Genomic DNA, 12879 nt, shown 5'->3' with positions numbered 1-12879 from the left:
GTCCGACCTTAAACCGATAGGAGGTAGATACTATGGCTGGTAAGGGAATCCCTGAATTGTTGAATTACAAGCAGAAGGGGAAAGACTTGAATGAATTCATCAAGGTTCCGTTGTCGGAAAAGCTGGCATACTGTTTTGGTGATCCGGCACTGACCTTGATGTATACCATGACTACAACTCTGCTGATTTATTTTTATACCAACGTTGTTGGAATATCAGCAGGTGCGGTAGGAATGATCATGCTTTTGTCCCGTGTTTTTGATGGATTTTCCGATGTGCTGATGGGAACTATTATCGACCGGACTCATTCCAAGTATGGAAAAGCTAGGATCTGGATCTTAAGACTTGCGGTTCCTTATGCGCTGGCAGCGGTGCTTTTGTTCACTATGCCGCCAATGGGAAATATGGGAAAGATCATCTATGCTTTTGTTACCTATAATATCATGAATACGGTTGTATACACTGCTATCAGCCAGCCATTCCATGCACTGGGATCTCTGATGAGCCGTGACCGTCGTGAACGTGATGTGATCTGTAACATCCGCATGGTATTGTCGATCACAGCAAGTATGATCATTACTGCGTTCACACTGCCGCTGATCAATATCGTAGCGAATATTACCGGCAATCAGCAGATGGCCTGGATCCTGGTAACTGCCGGCTATGCGATCATTTCTGTCGGTGTACTTGTGAATACTTATATGGTCTGTACAGAGCGTGTTTCTGCAGCAAAACAGGAAAAGGAAGATATTCCTTTTGTGGAAGCATTTAAAGCAACCGTTACCAACCGGTATTTCCTTATCGCTCTGGGGCTGATGATCTTTTATACCGCATATCAGATCATTATCGGAACGGACCTTACCTATTACTGCCAGTATGTACTCGGAAATGTAGACCTCGTCATGCCTCTTTCCGCAGCTGAGAAACTGGCAACTGTGGCAGGAATTGCCCTTCTGCCGAAGGTGCTTCCCCGCTATGGAAAAAGAAATCTCATCTGTGCCGGCTGCATCCTGGGTGTTGCAGGACAGCTGCTGTTCCTGATGAATATTACCAGTGTTTCGCTTGGTGTTGTAACCTGTATCATGAGAGGTATCGGAATCGCCCCATTCTATGGTGTGCAGTATTCTCTTCCAAGCGATGCAATTGAGTATGGCCAGTGGAAAACAGGCAAGCGTGTGGAGGGCCTGATGTTCTCATCTATGAGCATGGGCCAGAAGGCCGGTTCCGGACTGACTTCTGCTATTATGGGCGGGATTCTTTCGGCGGCATACTTTGACGGAACAAAGGCGACAGCGGCAGAGCAGTCTGCAGAGGCAATCCGCGTGATCAAGGGATTTTATCTGTATGTTCCGATAGCAATCTGGGTAGTGATGTTTGTGATCGCAGCATGCTACCAGCTGGACAAAGTTTATGACAAAATGATGCGTGAACTGATCCAGCGAGAATCGGGAGAGGAAAGCGTCTCTGTGCCGGGCGAGATTCAGTCCATGCCGTTACCGGAAGCTTCCGGAAACCGGATCAATGTGGCAATTGGAAGACTGTATGGCAGCAGTGGAAGAAAGATTGCCGAGGATGTTGCAAAAGCACTGGACTGCAAGGTTTATGATCGTCAGATCATCTGTCTTATGGCAGAAAAGTTCGGTATGGAAAAAGCAGATCTGGAAAGTGTAAGGCAGTATCTGGATTCCTACAATTATGAGGATTCTGAGCTTACATTTTCCCCGTATGGACATTCATCGGCAGGTGCGGCAGCAGATTATACAGGTGTTCAGATGTTTGAGGTGCAGAGCCGGATCATCCGTGAGCTTTCTGAGAGAAGACCAGGTGTATTCCTGGGAAGATGTGCCAACTATGTGCTTCGTGGAGAGCCGCATACATACAGCTTTTTCGTTTATGCAGATGATGCTTACCGGGAAAAAGAGGGCCAGGAATATTATAAAGGCCAGTCTCTTGGAGAACTGAAGAAACGTGATCAGATCCGAAATGAATATTATGAGAAGTTTACCGGAATCCGCAGAGACGATCCCCATTATTACGATATGGTGATCAATGTATCCAAAACAGGTGTAGCCGGAGCGGCCAGCCTGATCCTGGATTATATCCGGAATAAAGAAGAGGAAAAAGGAGGGAATGCATCATGAAGATTGCATTTGACGTAGATGTTCTTGCGAAACAGATGGATATCAACCGTATGGTCCATCAGGTGGCAGACTGGGGATATAAATATATTGAACAGTCTCCGCATCCGAGGATCAATCCGTTCTATAAGCATCCGTTGTTTTCAAAAGAATGTGAACAGGAATACAGACAGGCTCTTAAAGAGACTGGTGTTGAGATTTCGTCCTTTATCGTGGTGTATCGCTGGTCTGGTCCGACGGAGGAACAGAGACAGTTTGCAGTTGCAAACTGGAAACGGATGATCCAGATCGCCGGAGATATGGGAGTGAAGGTTATCAATACAGAACTTTCGGGTGATCCGAACCAGCAGGAAATCTGCAATGGAATGTGGTTTAAATCCATGGAGGAATTGCTTCCGCTGATCGAGCGTGAGGGCATCCGCGTGGAAATCCAGTCTCATCCTTATGATTTCTGTGAGTTGAATAATGAGACCTGTGATATGGTGAAATCGTTTCGTTCTCCAAACCTTGGTTATGTGTATTCTTCTCCTCACGGCTTCTTCTACGATGAGGGTAAAGGTGATGTGCGGTCCATGCTGAAATATGCGGGAGATGAACTGACCCATGTACTTTTTGCGGATACCTTTAACCAGACCATGGACTGCAGGTACATTTTAAATCCGCCGTGGCTGAATGGCCGTGGAAAAGCGGATGTGACGGTGCATCAGCATCTTGCAATGGGTGAGGGAGATGTGGATTTTGATGGTATTTTTGAAACATTGAGAGAAATGGATTTTGCCAGCAAGCAGCTGAAACCGGATGCACCGAAAGCCGGCGGCGATAACATTGCCTGCGTTTCCATGTTTGGTTTTCCGGAAAAGATGGATAAGCAGGCACCGGAAGCAAGAGAGAGGATTGAGAGAGAACTGCTGGGGAAATGATCGGGTGATCGCGGCAGATCAGAAAGAAAGCTGCAATAAATGAGCAGCTGACAGTACGCAGAACGGTGAAAAAGACTGATAAAATAATGAACGCGTGCAGAAACACGGTTTTCAGGATGAAAGTTTCATTGTGGAAACCGTGTTTTTGATGCCTTTCTTTACAAAAAAACTTTACATATATCAAACAACTGTCTTGTCACATGTAAAGTGTTGTGGTATTATGTGTAAGATGTTTTGAAAAAAGTTGCATGATAATTAAAAAGCAGATCAGAAGCATCTGCATAATAAAGACTAGTACAGCAAAAGCAGGAATTCAAAAAAAGAAATCCTGCAGGAAAGGTGAAAGATAATGACAGTTGCAGAAGAAATCCAGAAATTAAAAAAAGAAAAAGATGCCATCATCCTTGCACACTACTATGTGCGTCCGGAAGTGCAGGATGTAGCTGACTATATAGGAGATTCCTTTTATCTCAGCAAGATCGCTGCCAGCGCGAAAGAGAAGACGATCGTGTTCTGTGGAGTAGGATTTATGGGAGAGAGCGCGAAGATATTAAGTCCGGATAAAACTGTTCTGATGCCTGCCATGGATGCAGACTGTCCGATGGCTCATATGGCAACAGAAGAAGGCATCCGCAAGGTGCGGGAGGAATATGATGATGTGGCAGTTGTCTGTTACATTAATTCCACAGCTGCATTGAAGGAGTTTTCTGATGTATGTGTTACTTCCGCAAATGCAGTAAAGATCGTAAAAGCGCTTCCGAACAAAAACATCTTTTTTATCCCGGACAGAAACCTTGCACATTTTATTGCAGAACAGGTTCCTGAGAAGAACTTTATTTATAACGAAGGTTTCTGTATTGTCCATGAATTTATGGATCCGGAAGAAGTAAAAGCAGCAAAAGAAGCGCACCCGGATGCACTGGTTCTGGCACATCCGGAATGTCCTCAGACAGTTCTGAAACAGGCTGATTACATCGGAAGTACATCGGGGATCATCAAATATGCACAGGAAAGTGACAACAAAGAATTTATCATCTGCACAGAATGCGGTGTTCAGTACAAGCTGGAAACTACCTGCCCGGATAAAAAATTCTACTTCACAGAAACCGTACCGGTCTGCAAAAACATGAAAAAAGTACTTCTGGAAAAAGTCCTCCACGTTCTGAAAACCGGGGAGAATGAGGTCCATGTAACAGACGAGACACGTGAAAACGCGAAGAGACCGCTGGAGCGGATGCTGGAACTGGCAAAATAAAGAAAACACATTTGTATAAAGATTTGTCTGAGTTGGCTGAAAAGAGAAATCAAGACAGAGAGGCGAAAAGCAATGAGAATTAAAACAGACGTAGTGATCGTAGGAACAGGTGTTGCAGGTATGTTCAGTGCATTGAAGCTTCCGCGGGATAAAAAGATCGTGATCATCACAAAAGAGGATATGAGAAGCAGTGATTCTTTCCTGGCGCAGGGTGGAATCTGCGTGCTCCGTGATGAAAATGATTACGACAGTTATTTTGAAGATACCATGAAGGCAGGACATTACGAAAACAGAAAAGAGTCGGTAGACATTATGATCCGAGGCTCCAGGGACATCATTAATGACCTTGTTGGATATGGCGTGGATTTCAAGATGGATGGAGATGATTTTGCCTATACAAGAGAAGGTGCACATTCCAGACCGAGGATCCTTTATCATGAGGATATCACAGGAAAAGAAATTTCCGAAAAGCTTCTCCAGCAGGTGCTGAAGCTTGATAATGTAACAATTCTGGAATATACTACCATGCAGGATATTCTTGTGGAAAATGGCAAATGTACAGGCCTGAAGGCAGTTTCTTCAGAAGCGAACAGGGTACGTCTCGAAGCTATGGAAGCCGGAAAAGCAGTGAAAACCCAGGAAGAGATCCAGCCTGGCGGAGAGATCCCGGTAGAGATTTATGCACAGGATACGATCCTGGCCAGCGGCGGGATCGGAGGAAGATATGCGCATTCCACCAATTATCCGCATCTTACAGGGGATGCTCTTGATATTGCAAAAAAACACAATGTGCGTCTGGAACATCTGGATTATGTGCAGATCCATCCGACAACGCTGTATTCCAAGAGACCAGGCCGCAGATTCCTGATCTCAGAATCAGTCCGCGGAGAAGGTGCAGTGCTTTATAACAGCAAAAAAGAGCGTTTTGTCAATGAACTTCTTCCAAGAGATGTAGTAACAAATGCGATCCGGGAAGAAATGAAAAAAGAAGGAACAGACCATGTATGGCTTTCCATGGAAAATATTGATGAAGATACGATTCTGAACCATTTTCCGAATATTTATCAGAGATGCCTGGAAGAAGGCTATGATGTGACAAAAGAATGCATCCCTGTTGTTCCTGCCCAGCATTATTTCATGGGCGGTATCTGGGTGGATTCTGACAGCAAGACCAGCATGGATCAGCTTTATGCAGTGGGAGAGACCAGCTGCAACGGTGTACATGGCGCGAACAGACTGGCAAGTAATTCCCTGCTGGAAAGTCTTGTATTTGCAAAACGTGCAGCCAAAGCAATCTCAGCAGAAAAGAAAAGCGCTGCAGGTGCGGCGTGAATGCAGCCTGCAATATAAATATCCGTATTATGAAAGACGGGAGCAGCCTTGTTTCAGAGAACGGGGCTGCTATGATAATTAAGAAAGAGAAGGTATTGTAAAATGAATAAAATTACAATGACACTTCAGGTAGATCACCTGATCCTGGAGGCTTTAAAGGAAGATATTTCAAGCGAAGACGTTACCACAAACTCTGTTATGAAAGAAGCAGTTCCGGGAGAGGTAGATCTGATCTGTAAAGAGGATGGAATCATTGCGGGACTGGAAATCTTCAGCCGTGTATTTACGCTTCTGGATGCTGACACAAAAGTGGAACTGTTCTGTAAGGACGGCGATGAAGTAAAAAAAGGTCAGAAAATGGGAAAAGTTACAGGAGATATCCGCGTGCTTCTTTCCGGCGAGCGTGTGGCACTGAATTATCTTCAGAGAATGAGCGGGATCGCAACTTACACACATTCGGTTGCGTCTCTTCTTGAGGGAACAGGGATCACTTTGCTGGATACCAGAAAAACAACGCCGAATATGCGTATTTTTGAGAAATATGCAGTTCGTGTAGGTGGCGGACAGAACCACAGATATAATCTTTCAGATGGAGTCCTTCTGAAAGACAATCACATCGGAGCAGCAGGAAGCGTTGCGAATGCTGTAAAAATGGCGCAGGAGTACGCTCCTTTTGTCCGTAAGATCGAAGTTGAGGTGGAAACTCTTGCTCAGGTAAAAGAAGCTGTTGAGGCTGGAGCAGATATCATCATGCTTGACAATATGACTCCGGAAATGATGAAAGAAGCAGTAAAACTCATTGACGGAAGAGCGAAAACAGAATGTTCCGGAAATGTTACAAAAGAAAATATTGCAAAGATCAGGGATGTTGGTGTAGACTATGTATCAAGTGGTGCATTAACACATTCCGCACCGATCCTTGATATTTCGCTTAAGAATCTTCATCCGCTTTCCTGAAAATCACAGAATTTTGCAAAATACCGAGAGCTGTGACAGGAAATATCCGGAATATCAGAAAAAAAGAAGCGAGAATTGTCGGAAGCAGATGCATAACAGGTAATATCTGAGCCGGGTGGGAGATATTGAGAGAATGAAGGAGAGAGGTACAGGAACAAAAAGTACAGGCACAGCCAGGAAAGGGGAACTTAAATGACTGGTTCAGAACGCAGGACAGCGATCATGGATCAAATTAAAAATAGTGACCGGCCGGTCTCAGGAAGTGCTTTGGCCAGAACATTTCAGGTCAGCAGACAGGTGATCGTGCAGGATATTGCGTTGATACGCGCGGAGGGGAATGACGTGATCTCCACCAACAGAGGATATATTTTTACTGCTCCCCATACTGTGAGCCGGATATTCAAGGTGCATCATACAGATGCGGATCTGGAGAACGAGCTCTGCGGGATTGTGGATCTTGGCGGAAAAGTGATCAACGTAATGGTGAATCACAGAATTTACGGACATATCGAGGCAGAACTGAATATCAGTTCCAGACGCCAGGTTGAGAATTTTATGGAGGATATCCGAAGCGGCAAGTCCAGTCCTCTGAAGAATATCACATCTGATTATCATTATCATAAAGTAGAAGCAGAATCCGAGGAAATCCTGGATATGATTCAGGATATGCTGAAACGGCGAGGATTTCTGATCGAAGCAGAATAGCAGAAGTCTGAAACAAAAAGAAAAGATATACAGAATGAGAAAATTCTGTTAATATGAAAATATAGTGATCACGAAAATAGGAGAAGGAATCCTGCATGGCAGGGTTCCTTCTTGCACCCTGCAGAAATGTGCACCCTGTGGAAATGTACAGACAGGGAAAACAGGATGCAGATATTAGGGTGAGAAAAAATACGGTCGGACATGTATGGAGGGGAAAATGGATTATCAGAGTATGTTTACATTTATGCTGGAGATGGCAGGAACTATTGCGTTTGCTGCTTCCGGAGCTATGGTGGGAGCACAGAGAGGAATGGATATTTTCGGGGTCTGCGTTCTTGGCGTGGTAACTGCAGTGGGAGGCGGAGCTACCAGGGATATTATTCTGGGAATCGTGCCACCGGGAATGTTTCAGAATCCGCTGTATACCATTGTGGCAACAGTGACATCCTGTATTGTTTTTGCAGTGATGTACTGGAAACAGGAGCTTCTGGAAGGCGGGAACCGGCTGGTCTATGATAAGGTGATGCTGGTGATGGATACGGTTGGACTTGGCGTATTTACCGTTATGGGTGTTGATAAGGGGATTTCCCAGGGATATATGGGAAGAATATTTTTTCTTGTATTTCTTGGAACTGTCACAGGAGTTGGAGGCGGTCTGATCCGTGATATGATGGCAGGAGTACCGCCATATATTTTTGTGCGCCATATTTATGCCTGCGCATCCATTGTAGGGGCTATTGCATGTGTCTGGACATACAGGCTGTGGGGAGGAGTGCCTGCCATGGTGATCGGAACGATAGTAGTGATCCTGATCCGGTATCTGGCGGCACATTACCGGTGGAATCTGCCGAGACTGAGGAGAGAATAAAAAAAGAAATGTTGATATCGAAATGCAGATACCCGATCTGCATGGTCAGATGAGGCAGCCGTTTGAAATAATGAAGGGCTGCTGCCGGATAACAGGAATGGATATATGAAAAGCTCCGGATCATTTAAGGAATAATGTTCCGGAGCTTTTTATCTTATATTTGGTTTATATTGCGTAGAAAAATCTTATCTGTTTTGATCATAAGAGGATTATGCGTCTGTATCCTGCAGAGCCAGGAAACCTTCCTCGCCGGTACGGATCTTGACAACGTTTTCGATATCGTAAACGAAGACTTTACCATCGCCGATCTGACCGGTATGAAGAACTTCTTTGGCAGTATCAATAACCTTCTGAACCGGTACAAGACTTACAACGATCTCAATCTTAACCTTCGGACGGAGGTTCATGTCAACCTCAACACCACGATAGTAGGTTGGAGCACCCTTCTGAACACCACATCCCATAACGTTTGTGATAGTGATACCGGTTACGCCAATCTCGTTCATAGCCTGCATAAACTCATCCAGCTTGTTCTGACGTGTGATGATAACAACCTTTGTCAGTTTGTGTACGCCGTCTGCAGGAATCTCAGGAACAGATTCAGCAGGAGCAGAAGGAGCATGTTTTACAACAGGGGCTTTTACGGAAGTTCCCATTGGAGTCGGAGCCTTTGTCATGGTATCCTGTACAAAGAATCCATCGTATGCACTTGCGAGGCCATGCTCTTTCATATCCAGACCTGCGATCTCTTCCTCAGCGGAAACACGAAGTCCGATAGTGTGTTTGATCACCTGGAAGATGATTGTCATAGTAACAGCAACCCATGCGATCGTGATAGCCATACCAATAAACTGAACACCGAAGCCATGGAAACCACCGCCTGTGAGAAGACCTTTCCATCCGGTACCTGCACCGTCGGAGAAAAGACCTACAGCAAGAGTTCCGAAAGCACCGTTAAGACCGTGAACGCCAACAGCACCAACCGGGTCATCAATTTTGAGAACTTTATCAATAAATTCAATACCAAATACTACAATGAATCCGGAGAGGATTCCGATGATAGCTGCAGACGTAGGAGATACGGTATCGCAGCCTGCGGTGATGGCTACCAGTCCCGCAAGAGAACCGTTCAGGGACATGGAAACATCCGGTTTTTTGTAGCGGATCCATGTGATCAGCATGACTGTTACAGTAGCGACAGCAGCGGCAAGGTTTGTTGTTACGAAGATTTTTCCGGCGCTTACAATGGCGTCGCCTTCCATGCTGACAGTAGATGCACCGTTGAAACCGAACCAGCAGAACCAGAGGATGAATACACCAAGCGCACCAACAGTAAGGTTATGTCCCGGGATCGCTCTGGATTTACCGGATTTGGAATATTTTCCGATACGAGGTCCGAGGATGATGGCACCGATGAGTGCAGCAACACCACCAACCATATGAACAGCACAGGAACCTGCAAAATCATGAAATCCCATCTGGCTGATAAATCCGCCGCCCCAGATCCAGTGACCGGATACCGGATATACAACGAGACTGATCAGCAAACTGTAGATACAGTAGGAGATGAACTTGGTACGCTCTGCCATGGCACCGGATACGATGGTAGCAGAGGTAGCGCAGAATACAGTCTGGAAGATGAGAAATGCCCAGAAAGGAACTCCATCCGGAAGCATTGCGTTTCCGTAGTTTGCCTCTGAGGCGATTCCGCCGATCTTGCCGAAGAAACCGTTTCCTGCACCGAACATGATGCCAAATCCAACCAGCCAGAAGACCGGTGTACCGATACAGAAGTCCATCAGGTTTTTCATAATGATATTGCCTGCGTTTTTTGCTCTTGTGAATCCTGTTTCGACCATTGCGAATCCAGCCTGCATGAAGAAGACCAGTGCTGCGCCGACGAGGACCCAAGTTGTGTTTACTGAAGAATACATAGTAACACTCCCTTTCCCAATTTTTTTCCTTCTTATTATATATGAAAGGATTATTTATAATACCGGACAGAAAAAAGACAGAATCTATCCAGCATCAGTATAACGAAAAAGCGCAGGAGAGAGGAAATTCTCTTCCGCGCCTTTACGAAATCAAAATAGTTATATGTAAAACAGGGGATATCTGTATCGTGTGATTAATGGATGAGGAAATCGATAATGAATTATGAAGTAGAGTTCATAAGGGATATCCCCCGTATTTACCGTATGAAATTTTTATCTGATATCTGTGATCAGATTGAGAATAACAGCTCGTCGTAGGTCGGATATGGAAGTAACTCATCCGGGATCAGAGCCTCTGCCTCATCAGCAGATTTTCTTAAAACTTCCATATCTTCCAGAACAGTTCCCTGATAAGCCTTAGAGCATGCAAGCACATCGTTAGAAGAAGCAAGAGCTTTTGCTGTGTCTGCCTTCAGAGTTTCCAGATCCTTTGCCATGGTGTCTGCAAGTGTACTCAGTTTGGAGATCAGAGCAGCTTCACTTGCTACAGAAATATCAGCTACTACGGATTTCTTAGCAGCTGCAGTATCTGCAAGCTTTTCAACATATGTATATACAGAAGGAATTACCTGCTTCTGGATCATCTCAGCCAGAGTGTTGGATTCGATATTGATGGTCTTGTAATAGTTCTCAAGCCAGATATCGTAACGGGAGAAGAGTTCTTCCCTTGTAAAAATGCCATGCTTTGTAAACAACTCAATGTTCTTCTCAGCAATGAAATGCGGAAGTGCATCCGGAGTTGTTTTAAGATTGTAGAGACCACGTTTCTCAGCTTCTTCAACCCATTCGTCTGTATAGCCGTTTCCGTTAAAGATGATGCGTTTATGCTCTTCAATGGTCTTCTTAAGAAGTGCATGTACTGCGCTTTCCATTTCTTCCTCCGGAACATCCTTAAGAGATGCGCTGAATTCTGCAAGAACCTCTGCAACAGCGGTATTCAGTACGATGTTCGGGTTTGCAACAGATGCTGCAGAACCAAGCATACGGAACTCAAATTTGTTTCCGGTAAATGCAAATGGTGAAGTACGGTTTCTGTCTGTGGTATCCTTTATGAAGTGCGGAAGTACCTTTGCTCCGATATCCATCTGTACCGCATGCTTATTGCTGAAGAAGGTATCGTTTTCAATAGATTTCAGTACGTCTGTCAGCTCATCTCCAAGGAAGATGGATACGATCGCAGGCGGTGCCTCGTTTGCTCCGAGACGATGATCGTTTCCGGCGCTTGCAACAGATACGCGGAGAAGATCGGCATAATCGTCAACGGCTTTGATGACAGCTACCAGGAATACCAGGAACTGTGTATTCTCTGCCGGTGTTTTTCCCGGATCAAGAAGGTTTACACCTGTGTCTGTGCTCATGGACCAGTTGTTGTGTTTACCGCTTCCGTTGATTCCCTCAAATGGTTTCTCGTGAAGGAGGCAGACCATGTTGTGCTTGTCGGCAACCTTCTTCATGATCTCCATGGTCAGCTGGTTGTGGTCAACAGCAACATTTGTGGTATCAAATACAGGAGCTAGTTCGTGCTGTGCAGGAGCAACCTCGTTATGTTTTGTTTTTGCCGGAATGCCAAGCTTCCAGAGCTCTTCGTCAAGATCATGCATGTAAGCAGCAACGCGAGGCTTCAGGGCTCCGAAGTAATGATCTTCCATTTCCTGTCCTTTTGGTGCAGAAGCGCCCAGAAGAGTACGGCCGCAGAAGATCAGGTCTTTTCTCTTCTTGTAAAGATCCTTGTCAACCAGGAAGTATTCCTGCTCAGGTCCTACGGTTGTGTCGATGTGACGGACCTCTTTGTTTCCGAGGATGTGAAGGATACGAACCGCTTCTTTGTTCAGAACATCCATGGAACGGAGAAGAGGAGTTTTCTTATCCAGTGCCTCTCCGCTGTAGGAACAGAATGCAGTAGGAATGTAAAGAGTTTTATCTTTGATGAATGCAGGTGAAGTAGGATCCCATGCTGTATATCCTCTTGCTTCAAAAGTAGCACGAAGTCCGCCTGACGGGAAGCTGGATGCATCCGGCTCACCTTTTACCAGCTCTTTACCGGAGAAATCCATGATCACCTGTCCGTCACCTGTAGGGGAGATGAAGCTGTCATGCTTCTCAGCAGTTACGTTTGTCATCGGCTGGAACCAGTGTGTGTAATGTGTCGCACCATTTTCAGTAGCCCACTCTTTCATTGCAACTGCTACGGAATTTGCAACATCCAGTTCCAGATGAGTTCCGTTTTCAATTGTTTTCTTTAATGCCTTGTACATGTCCTTTGGCAGTTTACTTCGCATCACTTTGTCATTGAATACAAGGCTGCCATACATTTCAGGGATACTCTGTGCCATATAGGTACACTCCTTTCGATTTCACTCATTCATTATAATTTTTAATTATTTTATAAGGACCGCCGCCGGAAGAGCCGGGTATAAACGGACCGAAAACAAAAAAAGCGCTTCAGATACTTGTCGTATCCAAAGCGCCTTTGCTTTATGTGATGCAGTATACACCAAAATAAAATAATGTCAAGAGCTTTTTGGAAAAAATCTAAAAAATCGACCGGAGCGATGGGACTGTCGGAAAATAGGCAGGGTTGACAAATCTTGTCTTTTTATTATAATCTGATATCGTAGTTATACAGTTGAAAAGTCATTGATTTCTATAGAAAGAGCTTTTTGACCAGTAACCAAGACACACAACACGGAAAGAACAGATGGAGGAAAAT

The 12879-nt window shown here is 45.0% G+C and carries 9 protein-coding genes; 7 read left to right on the top strand and 2 right to left on the bottom strand.

From position 1 onward, the window contains the following. The first annotated feature begins 32 nt into the window (after positions 1 to 32). From EYS05_RS00785 to EYS05_RS00760, 7 genes are all read left to right on the top strand, one after another. Positions 33 to 2141 (top strand): cytidylate kinase family protein, encoded by a 2109-nt coding sequence (locus tag EYS05_RS00785; protein WP_138276361.1) that lies wholly within the window; start codon positions 33 to 35, stop codon positions 2139 to 2141. After that, positions 2138 to 3058 (top strand): sugar phosphate isomerase/epimerase family protein, encoded by a 921-nt coding sequence (locus tag EYS05_RS00780; protein ID WP_138276360.1) that lies wholly within the window; start codon positions 2138 to 2140, stop codon positions 3056 to 3058. Before EYS05_RS00785 ends, EYS05_RS00780 begins: the two co-directional genes overlap by 4 nt. A 349-nt stretch (positions 3059 to 3407) precedes the next feature. Beyond that, a complete protein-coding gene (gene nadA, locus EYS05_RS00775; protein ID WP_138276359.1) occupies positions 3408 to 4313 on the top strand; it encodes a quinolinate synthase NadA in 906 nt (301 codons plus the stop codon). A 72-nt stretch (positions 4314 to 4385) separates the two neighbouring features. Continuing rightward, complete coding sequence (locus EYS05_RS17540; protein WP_118625353.1) at positions 4386 to 5645, top strand: FAD-binding protein; 1260 nt, start codon at positions 4386 to 4388, stop codon at positions 5643 to 5645. A gap of 102 nt (positions 5646 to 5747) precedes the next feature. Further along, positions 5748 to 6602 (top strand): carboxylating nicotinate-nucleotide diphosphorylase, encoded by an 855-nt coding sequence (gene nadC, locus EYS05_RS17535; protein ID WP_118625355.1) that lies wholly within the window; start codon positions 5748 to 5750, stop codon positions 6600 to 6602. Positions 6603 to 6794: 192 nt separating this feature from the next. After that, a complete protein-coding gene (locus EYS05_RS00765) occupies positions 6795 to 7307 on the top strand; it encodes a transcription repressor NadR (RefSeq protein ID WP_118513756.1) in 513 nt (170 codons plus the stop codon). A 217-nt stretch (positions 7308 to 7524) separates the two neighbouring features. Continuing rightward, positions 7525 to 8175 (top strand): trimeric intracellular cation channel family protein, encoded by a 651-nt coding sequence (locus EYS05_RS00760; protein ID WP_118513796.1) that lies wholly within the window; start codon positions 7525 to 7527, stop codon positions 8173 to 8175. Between the two features lie 209 nt (positions 8176 to 8384). Here the strand turns inward: EYS05_RS00760 and EYS05_RS00755 are convergent, their stop codons facing one another. Continuing rightward, positions 8385 to 10109: an ammonium transporter gene (locus EYS05_RS00755; protein ID WP_138276358.1), complete on the bottom strand. Its 1725-nt coding sequence runs from the start codon at positions 10107 to 10109 to the stop codon at positions 8385 to 8387. Positions 10110 to 10399: 290 nt separating this feature from the next. Beyond that, positions 10400 to 12502: a glutamine synthetase III family protein gene (locus EYS05_RS00750; RefSeq protein WP_138276357.1), complete on the bottom strand. Its 2103-nt coding sequence runs from the start codon at positions 12500 to 12502 to the stop codon at positions 10400 to 10402. Positions 12503 to 12879 lie beyond the last annotated feature (377 nt).

This window comes from Blautia sp. SC05B48, assembly GCF_005848555.1.
In the GTDB taxonomy this organism is placed as follows: domain Bacteria; phylum Bacillota; class Clostridia; order Lachnospirales; family Lachnospiraceae; genus Blautia_A.
Note: the sequence above shows the minus strand (reverse complement) of the source record. Positions and strands in the feature narration are given on the sequence as shown.

Coding starts and splice junctions, on each gene's coding strand:
- EYS05_RS17540 (WP_118625353.1), top strand. CDS start 4,386: ATGAGAATTAAAACAGACGTAGTGATCGTAGGAACAGGTGTTGCAGGT.
- nadC (WP_118625355.1), top strand. CDS start 5,748: ATGAATAAAATTACAATGACACTTCAGGTAGATCACCTGATCCTGGAG.
- EYS05_RS00785 (WP_138276361.1), top strand. CDS start 33: ATGGCTGGTAAGGGAATCCCTGAATTGTTGAATTACAAGCAGAAGGGG.
- EYS05_RS00765 (WP_118513756.1), top strand. CDS start 6,795: ATGACTGGTTCAGAACGCAGGACAGCGATCATGGATCAAATTAAAAAT.
- EYS05_RS00780 (WP_138276360.1), top strand. CDS start 2,138: ATGAAGATTGCATTTGACGTAGATGTTCTTGCGAAACAGATGGATATC.
- nadA (WP_138276359.1), top strand. CDS start 3,408: ATGACAGTTGCAGAAGAAATCCAGAAATTAAAAAAAGAAAAAGATGCC.
- EYS05_RS00750 (WP_138276357.1), bottom strand. CDS start 12,502: ATGGCACAGAGTATCCCTGAAATGTATGGCAGCCTTGTATTCAATGAC.
- EYS05_RS00760 (WP_118513796.1), top strand. CDS start 7,525: ATGGATTATCAGAGTATGTTTACATTTATGCTGGAGATGGCAGGAACT.
- EYS05_RS00755 (WP_138276358.1), bottom strand. CDS start 10,109: ATGTATTCTTCAGTAAACACAACTTGGGTCCTCGTCGGCGCAGCACTG.